The 18,321-nt window shown below is 67.1% G+C and carries 21 protein-coding genes; 9 read left to right on the plus strand and 12 right to left on the minus strand.

The window, feature by feature from the left end; all coding sequences use genetic code 11:
- Nucleotides 1–12 precede the first annotated feature (12 nt).
- The 5 genes from FB478_RS09015 to FB478_RS09035 all read left to right on the plus strand — a co-directional run bounded on the left by FB478_RS09015 (nt 13) and on the right by FB478_RS09035 (nt 4,340).
- The gene (locus FB478_RS09015; protein ID WP_018770624.1) at nt 13–786 is read left to right on the plus strand and encodes a hypothetical protein; all 774 of its coding nucleotides are present in this window, start codon (nt 13–15) and stop codon (nt 784–786) included.
- A gap of 82 nt (nt 787–868) precedes the next feature.
- Nucleotides 869–1,687 (plus strand): oxygenase MpaB family protein, encoded by an 819-nt coding sequence (locus FB478_RS09020; RefSeq protein ID WP_056391521.1) that lies wholly within the window; start codon nt 869–871, stop codon nt 1,685–1,687.
- A complete protein-coding gene (locus tag FB478_RS09025) occupies nt 1,680–2,588 on the plus strand; it encodes a DUF817 domain-containing protein (RefSeq protein WP_261377372.1) in 909 nt (302 codons plus the stop codon). Before FB478_RS09020 ends, FB478_RS09025 begins: the two co-directional genes overlap by 8 nt.
- A 70-nt stretch (nt 2,589–2,658) precedes the next feature.
- Complete coding sequence (locus FB478_RS09030) at nt 2,659–3,900, plus strand: MFS transporter (protein ID WP_144600237.1); 1,242 nt, start codon at nt 2,659–2,661, stop codon at nt 3,898–3,900.
- A gap of 44 nt (nt 3,901–3,944) precedes the next feature.
- A complete protein-coding gene (locus tag FB478_RS09035) occupies nt 3,945–4,340 on the plus strand; it encodes a cupin domain-containing protein (protein ID WP_144600322.1) in 396 nt (131 codons plus the stop codon).
- Nucleotides 4,341–4,417: 77 nt separating this feature from the next.
- Here the strand turns inward: FB478_RS09035 and FB478_RS09040 are convergent, their stop codons facing one another.
- The 6 genes from FB478_RS09040 to FB478_RS09065 all read right to left on the minus strand — a co-directional run bounded on the left by FB478_RS09040 (nt 4,418) and on the right by FB478_RS09065 (nt 10,307).
- Nucleotides 4,418–4,840 (minus strand): universal stress protein, encoded by a 423-nt coding sequence (locus tag FB478_RS09040; protein WP_018770619.1) that lies wholly within the window; start codon nt 4,838–4,840, stop codon nt 4,418–4,420.
- A 112-nt stretch (nt 4,841–4,952) separates the two neighbouring features.
- Nucleotides 4,953–6,329: an LLM class flavin-dependent oxidoreductase gene (locus FB478_RS09045; protein ID WP_018770618.1), complete on the minus strand. Its 1,377-nt coding sequence runs from the start codon at nt 6,327–6,329 to the stop codon at nt 4,953–4,955.
- A gap of 24 nt (nt 6,330–6,353) precedes the next feature.
- Nucleotides 6,354–7,112, minus strand: coding sequence for an ABC transporter ATP-binding protein (locus FB478_RS09050; RefSeq protein ID WP_018770617.1), 759 nt, complete (start codon nt 7,110–7,112; stop codon nt 6,354–6,356).
- Nucleotides 7,088–7,942 (minus strand): ABC transporter permease, encoded by an 855-nt coding sequence (locus FB478_RS09055; protein WP_144600238.1) that lies wholly within the window; start codon nt 7,940–7,942, stop codon nt 7,088–7,090. The genes FB478_RS09050 and FB478_RS09055 overlap by 25 nt, the downstream gene beginning before the upstream one ends.
- Entirely contained in the window at nt 7,939–9,057 is a 1,119-nt protein-coding gene (locus FB478_RS09060) for an ABC transporter substrate-binding protein (RefSeq protein ID WP_144600239.1), read from the minus strand. The genes FB478_RS09055 and FB478_RS09060 overlap by 4 nt, the downstream gene beginning before the upstream one ends.
- 356 nt (nt 9,058–9,413) lie before the next feature.
- On the minus strand, nt 9,414–10,307 hold the full coding sequence (locus tag FB478_RS09065; protein ID WP_026265975.1) for a helix-turn-helix transcriptional regulator: 894 nt from the start codon (nt 10,305–10,307) through the stop codon (nt 9,414–9,416).
- A 140-nt stretch (nt 10,308–10,447) separates the two neighbouring features.
- On the opposite strand from FB478_RS09065, the gene FB478_RS09070 reads away from it, so the two are divergent.
- Both FB478_RS09070 and FB478_RS09075 read left to right on the plus strand, forming a co-directional pair.
- The gene (locus FB478_RS09070; protein ID WP_018770613.1) at nt 10,448–11,464 is read left to right on the plus strand and encodes a zinc-dependent alcohol dehydrogenase family protein; all 1,017 of its coding nucleotides are present in this window, start codon (nt 10,448–10,450) and stop codon (nt 11,462–11,464) included.
- Nucleotides 11,465–11,609: 145 nt separating this feature from the next.
- Nucleotides 11,610–12,650: an NAD(P)-dependent alcohol dehydrogenase gene (locus tag FB478_RS09075; protein ID WP_144600240.1), complete on the plus strand. Its 1,041-nt coding sequence runs from the start codon at nt 11,610–11,612 to the stop codon at nt 12,648–12,650.
- A 93-nt stretch (nt 12,651–12,743) separates the two neighbouring features.
- Here the strand turns inward: FB478_RS09075 and FB478_RS09080 are convergent, their stop codons facing one another.
- The 5 genes from FB478_RS09080 to FB478_RS21335 all read right to left on the minus strand — a co-directional run bounded on the left by FB478_RS09080 (nt 12,744) and on the right by FB478_RS21335 (nt 15,968).
- Nucleotides 12,744–13,781, minus strand: a complete 1,038-nt coding sequence (locus tag FB478_RS09080) for a nitronate monooxygenase (RefSeq protein ID WP_144600241.1) — start codon at nt 13,779–13,781, stop codon at nt 12,744–12,746.
- 137 nt (nt 13,782–13,918) lie between these two features.
- Complete coding sequence (locus tag FB478_RS09085; protein ID WP_018770610.1) at nt 13,919–14,113, minus strand: hypothetical protein; 195 nt, start codon at nt 14,111–14,113, stop codon at nt 13,919–13,921.
- A 318-nt stretch (nt 14,114–14,431) separates the two neighbouring features.
- Nucleotides 14,432–15,163 (minus strand): GAF and ANTAR domain-containing protein, encoded by a 732-nt coding sequence (locus tag FB478_RS09090; RefSeq protein ID WP_018770609.1) that lies wholly within the window; start codon nt 15,161–15,163, stop codon nt 14,432–14,434.
- A gap of 100 nt (nt 15,164–15,263) precedes the next feature.
- Nucleotides 15,264–15,614 carry a hypothetical protein gene (locus tag FB478_RS09095; RefSeq protein ID WP_144600242.1) on the minus strand — a complete coding sequence of 117 codons (351 nt, stop codon included), beginning with the start codon at nt 15,612–15,614 and terminating at the stop codon, nt 15,264–15,266.
- Between the two features lie 9 nt (nt 15,615–15,623).
- Nucleotides 15,624–15,968 (minus strand): ANTAR domain-containing protein, encoded by a 345-nt coding sequence (locus tag FB478_RS21335; RefSeq protein WP_261377373.1) that lies wholly within the window; start codon nt 15,966–15,968, stop codon nt 15,624–15,626.
- A gap of 443 nt (nt 15,969–16,411) precedes the next feature.
- Here FB478_RS21335 and FB478_RS09105 point away from each other — a divergent pair, with 443 nt between their 5' ends.
- Nucleotides 16,412–17,146 (plus strand): GAF and ANTAR domain-containing protein, encoded by a 735-nt coding sequence (locus FB478_RS09105; protein WP_144600243.1) that lies wholly within the window; start codon nt 16,412–16,414, stop codon nt 17,144–17,146.
- A 31-nt stretch (nt 17,147–17,177) separates the two neighbouring features.
- On the opposite strand, the gene FB478_RS09110 is transcribed toward FB478_RS09105, so the two are convergent.
- Nucleotides 17,178–17,903, minus strand: a complete 726-nt coding sequence (locus FB478_RS09110; protein WP_144600244.1) for a Type 1 glutamine amidotransferase-like domain-containing protein — start codon at nt 17,901–17,903, stop codon at nt 17,178–17,180.
- An 82-nt stretch (nt 17,904–17,985) separates the two neighbouring features.
- Here FB478_RS09110 and FB478_RS09115 point away from each other — a divergent pair, with 82 nt between their 5' ends.
- A complete protein-coding gene (locus FB478_RS09115; protein WP_056391489.1) occupies nt 17,986–18,318 on the plus strand; it encodes a helix-turn-helix transcriptional regulator in 333 nt (110 codons plus the stop codon).
- Nucleotides 18,319–18,321: the final 3 nt, after the last annotated feature.

Raw genomic sequence — 18,321 nt, forward strand, 5'->3', positions numbered from 1 at the left:
AAGGAGGGTGTGGTGCGCAGGCTCATCACGGCGTTTTCGGCAGCGGCCCTGGCAATGCTGTTCCTGGCCGGCTGCTCACCGCAGCCGGGAAGTCCACAGCCCTCGCCATCCACGGCGGGCTCTGCCGCCACGTCAGCAACGGCCACCGGTACGGCTGCCGGGCCGACGCCGTCGAGCGTCCCTTCCACACCAACAGCCGCGCCCGGCACTTCTGCGGCCGGTTCTGCCGCGGCTGCCTGGACCACGTTCACGACGGCGGATGGCGCCATGGCGTTCGACTTACCTGCCGCCTGGAGCGTCAAGGATCCGGCAGGGGAGTTGGCGGAGGGCGGAGGGGCCTTTGCGGAGGTGCGGAACCAGGCCGGAAAGGTGATGGCCACGCTGCGGACCAACATGGCCACCGGCTCCACGTGTACCGAGAGGTACCCGTATGAAGTCCTGGACAGCGCGGACATCCCGGTACTGGTCCAGGGCGGAGTGGTGCCGCAGTTCGTGTTCGAGACCCGCGCAAACGCCGCGGCGCCGGGCATGTACCGCACCCCGGCGGCCGGCTACGGCATTACGTCCGGCCCTCCGCCGAGTGGTCCCGACGCCTGCCCCATCTTCCAGTTTTTCCGGTGGCCGCCCAACGCTGCCATGTTCGGCGCCTCCTACGACCCGGAAATCAACGCGACACCCGGCGACCAGTCACTGCCGTACCTTGAGCTGGCGCGGAAATACCGGGACACGGCCGAGTACGCGGACATCAAGAGAATGATCACCTCGCTGCGGCCGGTAAACCGCTGACCGGACGATACGTGGGCCTTGCCCCTTGTCAACGGGCCAAAGGTCCGGTCCTGCCGTCCTGCCGTGACGGTACCCTGTTGACATGGTGCAGGAATTTTCCGACTACCGGGCGGAAGGCATCCTGCTTGCTGGGGCAGGGCGGGCCATTCTGCTGCAGCTTGCCAATCCGGCCATTGGCCGGGGCGTGGCGGAACACAGCACGTTCACTGAGCGCCCCGTCAACAGGCTCAAAGGCACACTGACGTATGTCTACGCGGTCGTCTATGGAAACGACGCCCAGGTTAACGAGGTCCGCCGCAGGGTTAACCGGGCTCATGTTCCGGTGCACGGCACTGCGGACAAAACGTCCGCCGGGTACAACGCCTATGATCCGGAACTGCAGCTCTGGGTGGTGGCCACACTCTACGACACCGCTCTGACCATCATCGAGAAGATCTACGGCCCGCTGGACGATGCAGCTGCCGACGCCATGTACCTGGACTACGCGCGGATCGGCACCGCGCTGCAGCTTCCGCCGGGCATGTGGCCCAAGGACAGGGCGGAGTTCGGCCGCTACTGGGCCGAACACGTCTCCACCCTGCACGCGGAGGCCCCCGGGGTCCGCGTTGGACGCGGCCTGCTGTTTCCCAAGCACACAGCCCTGTGGTACCGGGCCATCATCCCCCCTGCCAGGTTCCTCACCGCCGGACTCCTTCCCCACCAGTTGCGGAAAGACTTCGGCCTCGGCTGGAGCGACCGGCACGAACGGCGCTTCAACCGCACCTTTCGCATCCTGGCCGTTGCCTACCCGCGGCTGCCGCGGGGCATCAGGTACTGGTTCAAGAACTACTGCCTGCGCGAACTCGACAGGGACCTGAAGAGAAACACCCGGCCAAGCCAGCGCCAGGGGATCAGTGCCTAGCCCCAGACGCGGTTCACCACCGGTGGAGCAGCGGATCGACGAACGGGCCAGGAGGTTCCTGGCAACTGCTCCGGCCGGCGGCGGCAAAACAAGACTCACTGAGTTCGTGGTCTTTGGCCTCAAGCAGGGCTGGGCCTGCATCTTCGGCGCGGCGCTCCTGGCAGTGCTCATGGCCGCCAGGATCTGGTATCCGGACACTGCCGGCCTGGCGCGCAACGACTTCCTGACGATCGCCGCCGTCGTCATCCAAATCCTGATGGTGGCGTTCAAGCTGGAAACCCTGCGGGAACTGCGGGTCATCGTCCTGTTCCATCTGGTGGGGACCGTCATGGAGCTGTTCAAGACCGACGTGGGTTCGTGGTCCTACGATGCCCAAGGCTTCCTGCGCATCGGGGCCGTGCCGCTCTTCAGCGGGTTCATGTATGCCGCCGTGGGCTCGTACATGGTGCGCGTCTACCGGCAGTTCGACCTGAAGTTCGCCGCCTACCCCCGGCGCTGGATCACCGCCGTCCTCGCCGCCGCGATCTACGCCAACTTCTTCACCCACCACTACATCTGGGACCTGCGCTGGGTGCTGCTCGCCGCCGTCGTGCTCATCTACGGCCGGTGCGTCATGCACTTCCGCGTGTTCCGCCGGGAGTTCCACATGCCGCTGCCGGTCTCTTTCCTGCTGGTGGCGCTGTTCATCTGGCTCGCCGAGAACATCGCCACCTGGTCCGGCGCCTGGCTCTACCCCAGCCAGGTGGACGGCTGGCACCCGGTGGGCCTTGAGAAACTCGTGGCTTGGTTCCTGCTAATGATCATCTCCGTGGTGCTGGTGGCCTGGGTGTACAAGCCGCAGCCCCCGGTGGCGGCCACGGGAGGGCGGCGGGAGGCCCCGTCGTCAGCTGTGCTGCGGTAAGGGGGGTCTGCCAAGACCCGTTTCAGCAGGGCCCTCGCTAGGGCTTCGGAAGCGCGCTTTGATGGAGGCTATGGCCTCCGAAACAACCGTCATCAACACCAGCGGGCAGCAGCGACCAGGCATCCCCGGGCACCAGCAGGCCCACTGGGGAGGCGTCTTCGCGATGTCGCTGTGCGTCTTCTCGCTGATCGCCTCCGAGTTCATGCCGGTCAGCCTGCTCACGCCGATGGCATCGGAACTGCAGGTTTCCGAGGGCATGGTGGGACAGGGCATCGCGGTCTCCGGCGTGCTGGCCGTCCTGACCAGCCTGTCCGTGTCCACTCTGGCCGGCGGCATAAACCGCAAGACCCTGCTGCTGGGCCTGACGGCGCTGATGGCCGCCTCCGCGGCGCTGGTGGCCACGGCCCCGGGGTACCTGCTCTTCATGATCGGCCGCGCCCTCATCGGCGTGGTGATCGGGGGGTTCTGGTCCATGTCGGCAGCCACCGCCATGCGGCTGGTGCCGGCCCACCAGGTGGCGCGGGCCTTGGCCATCTTCAACGGCGGCAACGCCCTCGCAACCGTGCTGGCTGCACCGCTGGGAAGCTACCTTGGCTCCGTCATCGGCTGGCGCGGGGCGTTCTTCTGCCTGGTGCCGGTGGCCGTGCTCGCGCTTCTCTGGCAGTGGATCAGCCTGCCGTCCATGAACGTCCAACGGCAGGCGCGTGTAGCGGGAAACATCTTCGGGATCTTCGCCGCGTTCAAGAGCCGGCCGATTGCCTGGGGCATGGCCGCCTGCGGCGCCTTCTTCATGGGGCAGTTCGTCCTGTTCACCTACGTCCGCCCGTTCCTGGAAACGGTGACCCGCGTCGATGCGGGCATGGTGTCCCTGGTGTTGCTGGTCATCGGTGCGGCGGGATTTGCAGGCACCCTGCTGATCGGCCGGTTTCTCGGCACCGGACTGTACCGGACGCTGGTCTTTATTCCGGCGCTCATGGCGGTCCTTGCCGCAGCGCTCGTTCCCTCCGGCGGGTGGATCGCCGCCGTCGTGGTTCTCCTGGGCCTGTGGGGCCTGATGTCCACGTCCGCGCCGGTGGGCTGGTGGAGCTGGATTGCGAAGGCGATGCCCCACAACGCGGAGGCGGGCGGCGGCCTGATGGTGGCCGTCATCCAAACATCAATCGCCATCGGATCCACGCTGGGCGGAGTGCTGTTCGACTGGGCCGGCTACCGCGTCACCTTCCTGGTGGCCGCAGCGGTCCTTGCGGCGGCGTCCGTCCTGGCCTTCGTGACGTCCCGGGCCACGCCTGCCGGCCCCGGGCAGACAGCATGACCAACGCACACCTTCCCATCTACCCGAACCACCAGGAGGAGAACATGAAGTACACCCAGAGCGGCGGCCAGACGACGGCCGGGCCCAAGGAATGGTTCACGGGTACGGTCCAGATCGACGGGATCCGGAATCCGGATGAACAGTCAGCCATTGGCTGCGCGCACGTCCGGTTCGCGCCCGGCGCCCGGACCGCCTGGCACCACCACCCCATGGGCCAGACCCTTTACGTGACGGACGGCATCGGCCTGGTGGCCCGCCGCGGCGGCGAGGTACAGGAAATCCGCCCCGGCGATGTGGTCTACATCGAACCCGGCGAGGAGCACTGGCACGGGGCCACCCCTGAGCGGTTCATGGCACACATCGCCATGCAGGAAGCCGACGGGAACGGACAGGTTGTCACCTGGCTCCGCCACGTGACCGATGAGGAGTACGGGGCGTAACTCACCGTTGCGCAGAAGGAGGGCGGACGACGCCGGGAGTTCCCGCCGTCGTCCGCCCTCCTTGTGTGTGGGGCAGGTCAGTCCTCGTACGTGTTCGCGATGTAGACATCGCAGGGGGCATTGTGCGCCACACTGTTGGCGACGCTGCCCAGGAGCCGGCCGATGCCGCGCATCCTGCGGTTGCCCACCACGATCAGCCGGGCATCCAGGCGGATGGCTTCCTTGATGAGGGAATCGGCCGGCTTGCCGCGGGCAGCGAAGTGGGTAATCTCCACTCCCGGCCGCGAGGCGCCGAGCGACTTTGCCACCATCTCCGAGCTGTCCGCGTTGGAGATGCGCACCTTGTCCGAGCCCACCCCGAAGGTTTCGGCGTTCTCCATTTCAAAGGCGGTCACCACATGAAGTGTCGCTCCCAGCGACTCCGCCAGCCCCAGCGCCACTTCCGCAGCCTTCCGTGCGGACGGGCTGGCGTCCACACCTACAACGATTACACCGCTCATGTCCTGCTCCTTCGTCCAGTCCTGGCCTTAATGTTCACTGCCAGTCTAGGGACTACCCCTCCCGGGCCCTCGTATCACACGGTCTGGGGCACCGTCTCATGGATCCCGGCAGTCAGAACGCGGATCCAATCGAGGCAAGGCCGGCGGCGGACGCCCCCGCGTACCGGTTGGCCGGCCGTGGCAGGCCGTAGTGCTCCCTCAGGGTCCGGCCCGTGTATTCGGTCCGGAACAGGCCGCGCTCCTGCAGGATGGGCACCACCTGGTCCACGAAGGTTTCCAGCCCGGACGGGAGCACCGGCGGCATGATGTTGAAGCCGTCCGCCGCTCCGCCGTCGAACCATTCCTGGATGGCGTCCGCCACCTGCACCGGGGTGCCGGTGAAGGTGCGGTGCCCGCGGCCGCCGCCCAGGCGGCCGATCAGCTGCCGCACGGTGAGCTGCTCCCGGCGCGCCAGCTGGACGATCAGGGTGTAGCGGCTCTTGGCGCCCTCGATCTCATCCTCGCTGGGCAGGTTGTCCGGCAGTTGCCGGTCCAGCGGCAGGTCCTCCGGGTCCACGCGCAGGGTCTTGGCCAGCTGGATCCGGGCGTATTCGGGTTTGATCAGCCGGTCCAGCTCGCGCTCCAGCTCCTGGGCTTCCTCCGCTGTGGCACCAATGACCGGCACGATGCCCGGCAGGATCTTGATGGCCTCCGGATCACGGCCGGCGGCCGCGGTGCGGGCCTTCAGGTCGCGGTAGAACTCCTGCGCATCGGCAAGGGTCTGGTGGGCGGTAAAGACGGCGTCCGCGTACCGGGCAGCGAGGTCCTTGCCGTCCTCGGACGAGCCCGCCTGGACGATCAGCGGGTGCCCCTGCGGTGAGCGGGGAACGTTCAGGGGACCGCGGACCTTGAAGTGCCTGCCCTCGTGGTCGATGGCCCGGATCTTGTCCGCGTCACCCCACACGCCTTCGGCCTTGTCGGCCAGCACGGCGTCGTCCTGCCAGCTGTCCCACAGCTTCTGCGCCACCTCGATGAACTCTGCGGCGCGCTCGTACCGGACAGCGTGGGCGGGCTGGTCGTCCACGCCGAAGTTGCGGGCGGCGTCCGGGCCGGCCGTGGTCACCACGTTCCACCCTGCCCGTCCGCCGCTGGCCCAGTCCACGGACGCGAAGCGGCGGGCCAGGTTGAAGGGCTCGTTGTAGGTGGTGGACGCGGTGGCGATCAGCCCGATCCGTTCGGTGGCGCCGGCGATCGCCGTCAGCAGCACCGTGGGCTCGAGCTTGCCGGCAGGACGGCGGCCCACCTCGCCGAACAGGACGGGGGAGTCGGCAAAGAAGATGGAGTCCAGCTTGCCGCGCTCGGCAGTCTGGGCGAGCAACTTGTAGTGCCCAATATCCGTGCTGGCCTGCGGATCGCTTTCCGGCAGCCGCCATGAGGCCTCGTGGTGGCCGGTGCTCATCAGGAACGCGTTCAGGTGGAGCCGGCGCCGGGGAGGGTTATTGGAAGTCATGGGTAGTCCTTCGGGTCTGGTGGTTCAGTGGGTGGCGCCGACGACGCCAAGATCGGTGAGGAGGCCGCGGCGGAGGGCTTCATGCCCGGCCGCATCGGCGGAGGAGCGGATCTCCGGCGTTACCGGGCGGACGGTGGCGATGCGGCCGTGGTCCAGGACCACGATCCGGTCTGCAAGCGCGATGGCCTCGTCCACGTCGTGCGTGACCAGCAGGACGGCTGGGCGGTGCGCGGCCACCAGGTCCTGGAGCAGCCCGTGCATCCTGATCCGGGTCAGCGCATCCAGGGCGCCGAACGGCTCGTCGGCCAGCAGCAGCTGGGGTTCGCGGACCAGTGAACGGGCCAGCGCCACGCGCTGCTGTTCGCCGCCGGACAGCTGGTGCGGCCATGCTTTTTCACGTCCGGCGAGCCCCACTTCGGCGAGGGCCTTGCGGGCGCGGGCTTCGGCGTCGTGCTCCCGGACGCCCAGGGTGACATTGCCCAGCACGCTGTCCCAGGGCAGGAGCCGCGAGTCCTGGAAAACCACGGAGACGCGGTCCGGGACGCTGATCACGCCGCTGCCCCGGACGTCGTGGTCCAGGCCGGCCAGGGCGCGCAGCAGGGTGCTTTTGCCGCAGCCGCTGGGTCCCAGCAGGGCCACGAACTCGCCGGGGGCGATGTCCAGGTCAACGCCGTTCAGGACTCCCTTCGGGCCGAATCCCCGGACCAGGTCCCGGACGGAAACGGCGGAACGTACGGGACGTGCGGGGCCGATGGCGGTCAGCCCGCCAGGGTGCGCTGCCATGAGAGGGCCTTTCGTTCGATGAAGCGGACAATGCCGTCGGAGAGGAGGCCAAGGATGCCGTAGACGGCCAAGCCCAGGACGATGATGTTGGTCTGGCCGTAGGTGCGGGCGAGCTCCATCATGTAGCCGATGCCGCTGGTGGCGTTGATCTGCTCCACCACCACCAGGGACACCCAGGCGCCGGTCACGGCGAAGCGCAGGCCCAGGAAGAACCCGGGCAGGGCACCGGGGAGGACCACCTTGCGGATGAAGCCGGCCCGGCTGAGCCCCACGGTCTGTGCGAGCTCCACGAAGCGCAGGTCGATGCCGCGCAGGCCCGCATGCGTCTGCAGGTACACCGGGACAAAGACGCCCAGGGTGATGGTGAGGACCTTCATGGTCTCGTCGATGCCGAACCACAGGATCAGCAGCGGGATCAGGGCCAGGCCGGGGATGGCGCGCTTGATCTGCACGGGCCCGTCGATGAGGGCCTCACCCACCCGGCTCAGCCCGGACAGGAGCGCCAGGACGGCGCCCACCAGGATGCCGAAGAAGAGCCCCAGGCCGGCGCGCTGGGCGGAAATGGCCAGGTTCTCCTGGAGCCGGCCATCCGCGATGAGCTCACCGGCGGTGGCCACCACGGTCCAGGGTTCGGACAGGATGCGCGGGTCCAGGAGCCCTGTTGCGGAAGAGACTGTCCACAGCAGCAGCAAGGCGGACGGGCCCACCCAGGCGAGCTGCCGGCGTCGTCCGGGCCCCAGCCGCTTCCCTGCGGGCCGCACATCCGGCCGCCCTGCCGGTGCCGGATCCTGGTGGGCTGCCACCACGGGCCGGTCCAGTACGGTGCTCATGCGGCACCTGCCTTTCCGGCGGGCGCAAATGCCGTGCCGGCGAGGGCTTCAAACCTGGTGTCGTACAGGTCGGCCGCCGTCAGCTGCGGCTTCTTCTGCTCGCGGGCCAGGAGGTCGATGGTTTCCTGGTGCCTGGCGATCGCTTCGGTCCAGGCGGTGGGCAGGTCGCGCTTGCCGGTGGCATCGATCAGGTATTGGCCGTCCTCGCGGGACAGCCCCTGGTCCTTGACGTAGTAGCCGTCAAGCCACTGCGCCGGGTGGTCTTCGATCCAGCGCTGCGCCTTGCCCCAGACCTTCACGTAGGCGGCCAGGGCGGCGGCCTTGGCCGGATCGGCCAGGACCTTGGCGGGGGAGTAGAGGAGGCTGGGATCATCGCGCAGCCCGTGGCGGATGGTGGTGGCGCCGTCGGCCTTGTACTTGGCCAGGTAGCGTTTGATCTGGACCCCGCCCAGGGGAGCTGCGTCCACCTGTTTGCTGGCCAGCGCCGTGGCGTAGGCGTCCCCGGTGCTGGGCAGCTCCACCAGCTTGACGTCCTCCTGCCTGAGCCCGGCCTTGTCCAGGATCCGCAGCACCAGCGCACCCTGCGCCTGGCCCGGGCTGTAGGCCACTTTCTTGCCGCGCAGGTCTTCCAGGCGGCTGATGCCCGCTCCCGGGGCGACGCCCAGCTCATAAATGGGATGGTTCACGGCATCCTGGCGGTAGCCCGCGGCGATGATGCGGACGTCGAGGCCGGTCCAGGTGGCGTGGATGGGCGGGATGTCCGCCACGGACCCCACGTCCAGGGCGTTCGCCCGGAACGCCTCGGTGGTCTGCGGGCCGCCGGAGATGTTGGCGAACTCCACCGTGAAGCCGTCCAGGTCCTTGATCAGGCCGGACAGTTCCAGCGCCACTTTGATGCTGGGATCGCCCACCTTGATGGTGGTCCCGGCGGGCACCGAGGCAGCCAGCGGTTCCAGGGCGCCCTGGCTGATGCGGGCGCCGCCTGCGGTGGCGGTCCCGCCGCAGGCGGACAGCAGGCCGACGGCGGGAATCGCCAGAAGTGCGCCCAGCGCACGGCGGCGGGTGAATGCCGGGGAGCCGGGGCTGGAGTGGGGCGGGGGTGCTGGGAAGGACATGGTGTTCCTTTCGGGGAAAGATTCCGGGTACGACGACGGCACCCGGGGTGTGTGCCCGGGTGGACGTGTGAGGTGGGTGGGGCCGTCGGCGCGGCGGCGTGCCCGCGCTTTGGGCTGGTGCTTACGGCCTGGCCGGTGCCGTGAAAACACTCAAGCACGGTCCGCAGGGCGTTGGCCAGCAGCACGCAATGGAGGCTAAACGCTGCGAAACGGCGCTACTTATGGCGCCATCCGGCCGACAAACGCGGACCAATGGGGACAAGCCAGGCAACGCGGAGCCACGAACCGCAACGGAGGTTAATGTGACTGGACGGCAAGGCGCGGGCGAAGGCCGGCGGCCGGTGAAGCCCTGTGGCCTAGGCGCGGACTTGGCCCTGGGCCATGTCCGCGATCTTTTCGGTGGCCGCCCAGGAGGCCAGGAGCTTGAGGGCCTCCTCGGAGGGGCTGCCGGGAGTGGCGGGATACACGGTGAGCGTGTGCCCGGGGTCCTCTTCCAGGCCCAGGACCTGGTAGTTCAGTTCCAGGAGGCCCACCACGGGGTGCTGGAAGAACTTGGTCCCCGCGTAGTGGCGGCGGACGTTGTGCGCTGCCCAGAGCGTGCGGAACTCGTCACTCCGCATGGACAGCTCACCGATGAGTTCGGCGATGCCCTTGTCATGCGGGTTGCGGCCCGCCTCGCGGCGGAGGATGGCCACATTGGTGTTGGCGGCCCGGTCCCAGTCGGTGTAGAAGTTGTGGGCCCGGGGGTCAAGGAAGATGAACCGGGAGTGGTTGGCCGGCCGTGACGGGGCACGGTACATGTCCGAGTAGAGGGCGTAGCCCAGGGTGTTGGCGGCCACGATGTCCATCCGGTTGTTGCCGATGAACGCAGGTGCCCCGGTGATGGTGTCCAGGAGGTACTGCAGCTCGGGCCGCACTTTCGAGGGCGCGGAACCTCCGGCGCCCGCAGCCCTCTTCCGGCCCGACGTGTTGGCCGCCCGGGCCAGGTCGTAGAGGTGGTCGTGTTCCGCGCGGTCCAGTTCCAGGGCACCGGCAATGGCATCCAGGACACTGTCCGAAACGCCGCTGAGGTTCCCGCGTTCCAGCCGGGTGTAATAGTCCACGCTGACGCCCGCCAGCCGGGCCACCTCCTCGCGGCGCAGCCCCGGTACGCGCCGCCGGCCGCCGTACGGTTCGATGCCGGCCTGCTCAGGGGTGATGCGCCCACGGCGGGAGGACAGGAACTGTCGGACCTCGGCTCGGTTATCCATGGGGACCACGTTACGACCATCGGCATCGCCCTAAGGAGGTTCTGCCAGAACCAGTTACAGCAGGGCCCTCGCCAACATTCCCCGGGCCGGGTTTGATGGGATTGTCCGTTTTCAGCTTTCCACCCCTTGGAGGACCCAGCATGCGCGCAGCCATCATGCACGCCCCCGGAGACGTGCGCGTCGAGGACCGTGACAAACCCGCCATCAGGCAGCCCAGCGACGCGGTCATCAAACTCGTTGCCGCCTGTGTCTGCGGGTCCGACCTCTGGCCCTACCGGGGCGCAGACAAACTGGCCAAACCCATGCCGATGGGCCACGAATACGTGGGAATCGTCGAAGAAGTGGGCGCCGACGTGAAGAATGTCCGCCCCGGCCAGTTCGTGGTTGGCTCCTTCTTCGCCTCGGACAACACCTGTGAGATCTGCCGCTCCGGCTACCAAAGCGGCTGCGTCCACCGGCAGGGCGTGGGCGGTGCGCAGGCTGAGTACCTGCGCGTCCCGCTGGCGGACGGCACCCTGGTGGCCACGCCGGAGATGCCCGACGCCGGCATGGTTCCGTCGCTGCTTGCCGCCTCCGATGTCCTGGGCACGGGATGGTTTGCCGCCAAGGCGGCCGAAGCGGGACCAGGCAAAACCGTGGCGGTCGTGGGCGACGGCGCCGTGGGGCTTTTGGGGATCCTGGCCGCACAGCAGATGGGCGCCGAACGCATCATTGCCATGTCCCGCCACGCCGACCGGCAGGCCCTGGCCCGCGAATTCGGCGCCACCGACATCGTCGAGGAGCGCGGGGACGCAGGCGTGAAGAAGATCAAGGAACTCACGGGCGGGCTCGGCGCACACTCGGTCATCGAGGCCGTTGGCACGCAGGAATCCATGCTGCAGGCAATCCACGCCACCCGTGCCGGCGGCCATGTGGGCTTCGTCGGTGTCTCCCATGACGTGGCGCTGCCAGGCCGGGACCTGTTCTACTCGCACGTCCACCTGCACGGCGGTCCCGCTCCGGTCCGGCAGTACCTTCCCGAGCTGATCGACCTGATCCTCCGTGGCGACATCAACCCCGGAAAGGTGTTCGACCTCGAACTCCCCTTGGACCAGGCAGCAGAGGCGTACAAGGCCATGGACGAACGCCGCGCCATCAAGGTGCTCCTCCGGCCCTGACGTTTCACCGGCTTGGCCAGGCTGCGGAGGGTAGGACTGCCAAGACCAGGTACAACAGGGCCACGCTGGCCCCACCTTTTCCGGGGTTTGATCCGAACAACCCCGGTAGCATTTCAGTTATCCCCCAACAGATCACAGGAGAACCATGACTACCGTCAAGGCTTATGCATCCCCGTCCGCCACGGAGGACCTGGTGGCAACCACCATTGAGCGCCGCGAGGTGGGTCCCCACGACGTCATGATCGACATCAAGTTCGCCGGCATCTGCCACTCGGACATCCACACTGTCCGCGGCGACTGGGGCCCGCAGCAGTACCCGCTGGTTCCCGGCCACGAAATCGCGGGCATCGTTACCGAGGTGGGCTCCGCGGTGACCAAGCATGCCGTTGGCGACCGTGTTGGTGTTGGCTGCATGGTCAACTCCTGCAAGGAATGCGCCAACTGCCAGAAAGGCGAGGAACAGTACTGCCTCAAGGGCAACGTTGGCACGTACGGCGCCGTTGACCGCGACGGCACCATCACCCAGGGCGGCTACTCCACCCACGTTGTGGTGACCGAGGACTTCGTGGTGACCATCCCCGAGGGCATCGAACTCGATGTCGCCGCACCGCTGCTCTGCGCCGGCATCACCACCTACTCACCGCTGCGGCACTGGGGCGCCGGTCCCGGCAAGAAGGTCGCCGTCGTCGGCCTCGGCGGCCTGGGCCACATGGCCGTCAAGCTCGCCCACGCCATGGGCGCCGACGTGACTGTCCTGTCCCAGTCGCTGAAGAAGCAGGAAGACGGCCTGCGCCTGGGCGCTGACAGCTACTTCGCCACCAGCGATCCCGCCACGTTTGAGGTGCTCGCCGGCTCCTTCGACCTCATCATCAACACGGTCAGCGCTTCAATCGACATCAGCTCCTACCTCGGCCTGCTGAAGCTTGACGGCGCACTGGTCAACGTTGGTGCTCCTGCCGAGCCGCTTCCCGTCAATGCGTTCGCACTGATCGGCGGCCGCCGCTCCTTCGCCGGTTCCATGATCGGCGGCATCCGCGAGACCCAGGAGATGCTCAACTTCTGCGCCGAGCACGGCCTGGGCGCCGAGGTCGAGGTCATCCCGGCTGAGAAGATCAACGAAGCCTACGAGCGCGTCCTTGCCTCGGACGTCCGCTACCGCTTCGTGATCGACACCGCCACCCTCTAAAGCACCACCCCCGCGCGGCGGGCCGGCTCCGAAAGGGGCCGGCCCGCCGTCGTCCGTGGCAGAAGCAGCAGCCGTGGCAGAAGCATCAACCCGCTACGGGGCGAGGCTCTTGAGGATCGCCGCCGCGGGGCCGTCCACGGCATGCCGGTAGTTGATGCCGGCCCACAGGTTCAGCCAGTCCGGCTCGCCGGCGGCTGCAGCCGCTGCCCGCAGGGGAGTGGTCAGGTGGTGGATCTCCGGGTAGCCGTAGGGGGCATCGGGATCGTGGCGGCGCATGAATTCGTTGTAGAGGCCGCGGGCGTTGCGGCCCGAGAAGGCGCGGGTGACGGCGGTGGTGGTGAACCGCTCCGATGACGACAACGCGGCCCGGTGCGCCGCCTTGGTTCCCGCTTCATCCGCGCGGAGGAAGGCGGTTCCGGCCTGGACCGCCGCGGCACCCACGGCGAGGGCAGCCCGCGTGTCATCGGGCGTGGCAATCCCGCCGGCCGCGATGAGCGGCACCTCAAGGTCGGAGAGCTCTTCGAGGATGCCATGCAGGGGCACCTCGGGAGGCGGAACATCCGCCTTGAACGTCCCGCGGTGGCCGCCGGCTTCCGGGCCCTGGACGCACAGGGCGTCGGCGCCTGCTTCAAGCGCCTGAAGCGCTTCGCCGCGGTCCGTCACCGTGGCGACCACATACACACCCTGCTTTTGGAGGGCCTGGACCACCCCGGTAGCGGGAACGTCGAAGGTGAAGGACACAACGGCCGGCGCGAGCTCCAGCAGGACCTCGAGCTTTTTGTCCCAGTCGTCATCGTCATGCCGTGGCTCGCCCAGGCTGACACCGAAGCGCTCGGCGTCAGGGGCCAGGGACGCCGCGTACTTCTGAAGGGACGCCGGGCTGATGACCGACGGCTGGGGAACGAACAGGTTGACCCCGAACGCCCGGCTGGTGAGTGAGCGCACCGTCTCAATCTCGGAGCGCATCGCCGCGGCGGTCTTGTATCCGGCCGCGAGGAAGCCGAGGCCGCCGGAGGCAGTGGCAGCCGCCGCGAGCTGAGGTGTGGAGGGCCCGCCTGCCATCGGTGCCTGGATGATCGGCACTGCCAGGGACCCGAGGTTGAACCGGCCGGGCTTTTGCTGGGTATCCATGTTTCCTCCCCGTCCTGCTGCGCGTACCTCACGAATGCTACGCCGTTCCGCGGTCCCGCTCGACGGGGCAGCAAAAAGGCGCGGACGACGGCGGGTGGTTCCCCGGCGTCGTCCGCGCCCCCTGGTGGTGGGAGTGCCTAAAGGGCCAGTGCCGCCTCGTCGCCGCGCACACTCAGGGTGAAGGTGTTGGGCCCGCTGCACGTGACAGCGATGCGGCAGGTGGTGGTGTTGTGGCGCGACGACAGGTCGCTGACCGCGGAATCGAGGGTCTCGTGGAGTGAGGTACGGTCCCAGATCTTCAGGGTCACGGATTCGGCAGTATTAAACGTCATTGTTCAGACTTTCCTGTATCAAGCCGGCGCTGCGTCCGGTCAATTGGCCTGTCCGCGCTCAGAGGATCGGTGGCCGGTGCTCACCGGTGGGCCTCATTGCGTCACCAGGATGTCAAGGGCCGATGTGTCCGGCCCTGCCCTTCCATAGTGCCCATGACGAAAGTGCCTGCTCAACCAAAATGCCCTATTATTGCGAGTGATTCTCATCACTTGTGAGCGGGCGCACAGTCCACCCCGGCGTTACGGAAGCGCAGTGCTGCTCCACGCCGTTGCTCGTCGGCTTCGATCAGCTGGTCCGGCCCCCGGTCCATTCGGCATTCATCTTTTACCCCCACCCGGATCGGCATTAAGGCTGCCCCTCGCCACGATCTCCTGCGCAATCTCCTGGATCCGGCGGTTGCCGGATGCGGCAGCGGCCTGGAGGAGGTCCAGTGCGCCGTCCCGGCCGCCGCGGGCCTGGAGCATAACCAGCGCAATGGCCGCGTCAACCACCGCGCGCGACTTCAGTGCGGCCCGCAGGTCCTCGGAAAAGACCTCAGGGGCGTGGAGCCGCAGGGCGAGCCGAAGGATGCGGGACATCGACGCCGCCTGGTCCTCCACCAGCTTGACGGTCTCGGGGTCGAAGGCATGGACAGCATGCGCGTAGCAATTGAGGGCCGCTTGGGAAAGGGGCTCCGTGCGGATGGGTACCGCCAAAACCGAGCGCACACCCAGCTTTGCAACGGCATAGGTGTACGGTGCCCACCTCTGGTCAAGCTGCAGGTCGTCGATCAATACGCTGCGCTGCTCCCTGAGCGCGGCGAGGCATGGGCCTATGCCAAAGGCGTACTGGGTCTCGTCCAGCCGGCGGCCCTCTTCGCTGCTGTAGGCAAACGTGGACAGGGCGCCGTCGCGCTCCACGGTGACCGTACATGCCACCGGCGCCCCGTCGCCCCCCAGCTGCGACGCGGATATGGTCGCAAGGCCCAGGAGGAACTGCGAAAATTCCGGGGTGTTGAGCAATAAATCCTGATACTGGTCTGCGGTGGTGACTGCATCGTTGTTGGCCATAAGGCCTCAATCCCTAGTTGCGCCAGTGATCCTTTATTCGACACTACGCCTGTAAAGGGGATTCCGAACAGGGTTTGATGCCCGTCTCACTGATGCTGCTTCAGGGGCTTGGCGCGGCGGCGCCTGGTTCGCTGCCGCCGTCGTCATCCCCTTCCGCATCCCCACCCGCATCCTCTTCCGCGGCCTCCGGCCTGGATGTGAAGTCATTGGAGTAGGGCGCACGCGGCCGCGGCCGCTCGTCAATCAACTCGTTCGCCGCAAGCGCCAGCAGGTCGCGCTGGATCGGCGGCAGCGAGAGAAGGCCCTGCAGGTAGGCCTCCACCTCATATTCGCCTGCGTCTCCGGACATGCCAAAGTACTTCAACCACAGCTCCGACACGGAGATATCCGCTGCCCTGAGGGCTGCACGGAGCCGGCGCCTTTGTTCCGGTTCGTGTGGATCGAAACCCATCCGCGCTGCCTAAATCCCGGACGCCGGCGTCCCGGCCAGAATGGATTCGCTGATGTTCAGCAGGGTGGTGCGCTCGTTCCGCGCCTGGTTCATCAGCTGTTGCAGCGCCGCCTTGTGCGTCGTGCCCAGGCGTTCCATCACCACACCGCAGGCGCGGTTGATGACATCCCTGCTGTGGAGCGAAGTCTGCAGCCCTTCCGTCATTTTGCGCGGAGCTTCGCTTCCTTGGACGTGCGACAGAAGGGTCGCGGCCGGCCCGGCGAACAGTTGAATCAGCCGCACGCTGGTCTCGTCGTAGCCGGACGGTGTGGCGGCATACAGTTTGAGGGCGCCGATCGCTTCCTTGCCGGCCATCAACGGTGCACTCACCACTGACCGGATGGGCAGTTCCCCGCACCGAGTCCCGCCATAGCGGCCACCGCATGTCGTCGTGGAGGTCCTGGACCAGGACGGGAATCTCTGCCGCCCAGGCTGTCAGGCAGGGACCTTCGCCATGGCGGTACTGTTCGGCGTCAGCCTGCTCCACCACCCCGTCGGTGTAGCCGCTGCTGGTCCGCCGGCCCCGGGAGTCAAGCAGGGACACGCCAGCACCGATGGTGCCCGGGACTGACTCCTTGGCGGCCCGCGCCAGGAGGCTGACCGCGGTGCCCACCTTTTCCTCTGTCAGCAACAATCCCTGAATCCGAGCAATCACAATGCTGAGCTCGTCAATGGGCAGGTGCTGGGGCATCTCTCCAGCATATGTTAACCACTTGGCGTCTCCACGCGCCGCTTGGCTGCAACAGTAGGATTGCAGCATGTCGACATCAGCAGATAACGAGTCGGTCCGTCAGCTGCAGGAAATCCTGGTGGGCGCGGAGGGCATTGTGGATTTCCTGTCCGGGCTGTCGGGCATGGCTGCCGCAGCGGTCTCCGAAGCTGCGAACGACACGATCGAGTGTGCTGTCACCCTCAAAGTCCGGCGGCGTCCTGCCACTGCAGCCGGCAGCAGCGACCGTGCGCTGGAGCTCGACCACATAGAGCAGCTGTTGGGCGACGGGCCTTGCGTCCGTGCCCTCCGGGAGATGACTCCGATCATGATTGACGACGTCGCAAAAGACCCGAGATGGCCGGACTTCAACAAGAAGCTGGCCGAACACAGCGTGCGCAGCAGCCTTGGCGTGCCGTTGGTGATAACCGGTGATGCAAGGGCGGCGTTGAACTTTTTCGCCGCCAAACCCCACGCGTTCACCGCTGATGTATACGATAAGGCAGTTGGTTTCGCTGGTGCCGCCCACAACACCATGCAGCTCTCCGTGCGCATCAACACGAGCGAAAACCGGGCCGACGACCTGGAAGCCGCCCTTGAGAGCAGGACCGCCATCAATCTGGCCTGCGGCGTGATCATGGCGCAGAACCGATGCTCGCAGGAAGAGGCGATGGAGATCCTCACCAAGGTCTCAAGCAACCGCAACCGTAAGCTCCGGGATGTTGCCAAGGAACTGATTGAGCAGTTGTCCGGCACCAGCGTCCGCACGCACTTCGACTCGTAGCCGGCAGGTTGCCAACCTGATCCCGGCCCGGTCAGTATGCAGATCTTACGGATACGACGGCGGTCCCTCCGCTTCGGTGAACGTCCCAACAGTGGCCGCTGCCGATGACGTCGTAGTCCCCGTCGCCCAAGGCCGCTAAAACCACGGCTGTTTGCTCGTCAATGGCCACCGTCCTTTCCACCAGGCCAGCTGCCACGGCGCCCACGGCACGGCTCAAGGTCCCGGCCTGGGCGGCATGGACATCCACGGAAAACCCGGCCAGCCCCAGACCCTCGCGGATATCCACTGAGTCCAGGCCCTCCGAGCACTCTTCGCCGCAAACTTCCACTCCGTTGACCATGTATCCGCCAACCAACGCCCGCCGGGGTGCCACCATGGCGCCGGCGGAAAACCCCAGATAGGGTGCGCCGTCGGCAACCAGGCGCCGTATCGTTGCGGCCGCGGGGTGCAGGGCCTCCCAATAGGCCGGTGTGAGACCGCCGCCCACCACCACCGCATCGACTTTCGCGAAAGCGCCGGGGTCGGCAGGCTTGCCGTCTGGAAGCGGTACGGCAGCAATTTCGCACTCGATCCTGGCCTGGAGGGGTTCGGCGCAGGCGGCCACGAGTTCCTGCAGGTTGCCGCCGCGTTGGTGCACGGCTACGGCGATGCGGGGAGTCCGGCGGCCGGCATGTTCCCGGACGTCGAGTGCGAACCGGTCGAAGACCTCCTGGAATGCCAGCGGATCCGGGCCCGCCCCGGCGAGGAAGATGCTCATGGCCTTCAAGATACCGGCACGGCCGGGGTGCCCACGGCAGGACCATTGACGCACGTCCAACTGAGGGCTAATCTACAACCAAATGGTTGTAGATACGCTGACTGAGACTGAACTGGACCGCCTCTTCCAGGCGTTCGCCGATTCCACCAGGCGGGACATCGTCCGCCGGGTGACTGTCGGCGAGTACTCCGTTTCCGGCCTGGCAGCGCTTTATGCCATGAGTTTTGCGGCCGTCCAGAAGCATGTGGCGGTGTTGGCGCGGGCATCCCTGGTCGCCAAGGAAAAACGCGGAAGGGAGCAGATCGTGCGGGGCAATCATGAAGGACTGCGGAAAGCCCGGCAGCTGCTCGACGAATATGAACAAATCTGGCGGCAGCGCGCCGCCAGGATGGCAGACATTCTCGCTGAAGGTTAGGAA

The sequence above is a fragment of the Arthrobacter sp. AG367 genome (genome assembly GCF_007828995.1).
Classification (GTDB): Bacteria; Actinomycetota; Actinomycetes; order Actinomycetales; family Micrococcaceae; genus Arthrobacter.

Bases quoted from the DNA above. Each gene is read 5' to 3' on its own strand.
- FB478_RS09020 (WP_056391521.1), top strand. From the start codon at position 869: ATGGTGCAGGAATTTTCCGACTACCGGGCGGAAGGCATCCTGCTTGCT.
- FB478_RS09030 (WP_144600237.1), top strand. From the start codon at position 2,659: ATGGCCTCCGAAACAACCGTCATCAACACCAGCGGGCAGCAGCGACCA.
- FB478_RS09035 (WP_144600322.1), top strand. From the start codon at position 3,945: ATGAAGTACACCCAGAGCGGCGGCCAGACGACGGCCGGGCCCAAGGAA.
- FB478_RS09040 (WP_018770619.1), bottom strand. From the start codon at position 4,840: ATGAGCGGTGTAATCGTTGTAGGTGTGGACGCCAGCCCGTCCGCACGG.
- FB478_RS09045 (WP_018770618.1), bottom strand. From the start codon at position 6,329: ATGACTTCCAATAACCCTCCCCGGCGCCGGCTCCACCTGAACGCGTTC.
- FB478_RS09050 (WP_018770617.1), bottom strand. From the start codon at position 7,112: ATGGCAGCGCACCCTGGCGGGCTGACCGCCATCGGCCCCGCACGTCCC.
- FB478_RS09055 (WP_144600238.1), bottom strand. From the start codon at position 7,942: ATGAGCACCGTACTGGACCGGCCCGTGGTGGCAGCCCACCAGGATCCG.
- FB478_RS09060 (WP_144600239.1), bottom strand. From the start codon at position 9,057: ATGTCCTTCCCAGCACCCCCGCCCCACTCCAGCCCCGGCTCCCCGGCA.
- FB478_RS09065 (WP_026265975.1), bottom strand. From the start codon at position 10,307: ATGGATAACCGAGCCGAGGTCCGACAGTTCCTGTCCTCCCGCCGTGGG.
- FB478_RS09070 (WP_018770613.1), top strand. From the start codon at position 10,448: ATGCGCGCAGCCATCATGCACGCCCCCGGAGACGTGCGCGTCGAGGAC.
- FB478_RS09075 (WP_144600240.1), top strand. From the start codon at position 11,610: ATGACTACCGTCAAGGCTTATGCATCCCCGTCCGCCACGGAGGACCTG.
- FB478_RS09080 (WP_144600241.1), bottom strand. From the start codon at position 13,781: ATGGATACCCAGCAAAAGCCCGGCCGGTTCAACCTCGGGTCCCTGGCA.
- FB478_RS09085 (WP_018770610.1), bottom strand. From the start codon at position 14,113: ATGACGTTTAATACTGCCGAATCCGTGACCCTGAAGATCTGGGACCGT.
- FB478_RS09090 (WP_018770609.1), bottom strand. From the start codon at position 15,163: ATGGCCAACAACGATGCAGTCACCACCGCAGACCAGTATCAGGATTTA.
- FB478_RS09095 (WP_144600242.1), bottom strand. From the start codon at position 15,614: ATGGGTTTCGATCCACACGAACCGGAACAAAGGCGCCGGCTCCGTGCA.
- FB478_RS21335 (WP_261377373.1), bottom strand. From the start codon at position 15,968: ATGGCCGGCAAGGAAGCGATCGGCGCCCTCAAACTGTATGCCGCCACA.
- FB478_RS09105 (WP_144600243.1), top strand. From the start codon at position 16,412: ATGTCGACATCAGCAGATAACGAGTCGGTCCGTCAGCTGCAGGAAATC.
- FB478_RS09110 (WP_144600244.1), bottom strand. From the start codon at position 17,903: ATGAGCATCTTCCTCGCCGGGGCGGGCCCGGATCCGCTGGCATTCCAG.
- FB478_RS09115 (WP_056391489.1), top strand. From the start codon at position 17,986: ATGGTTGTAGATACGCTGACTGAGACTGAACTGGACCGCCTCTTCCAG.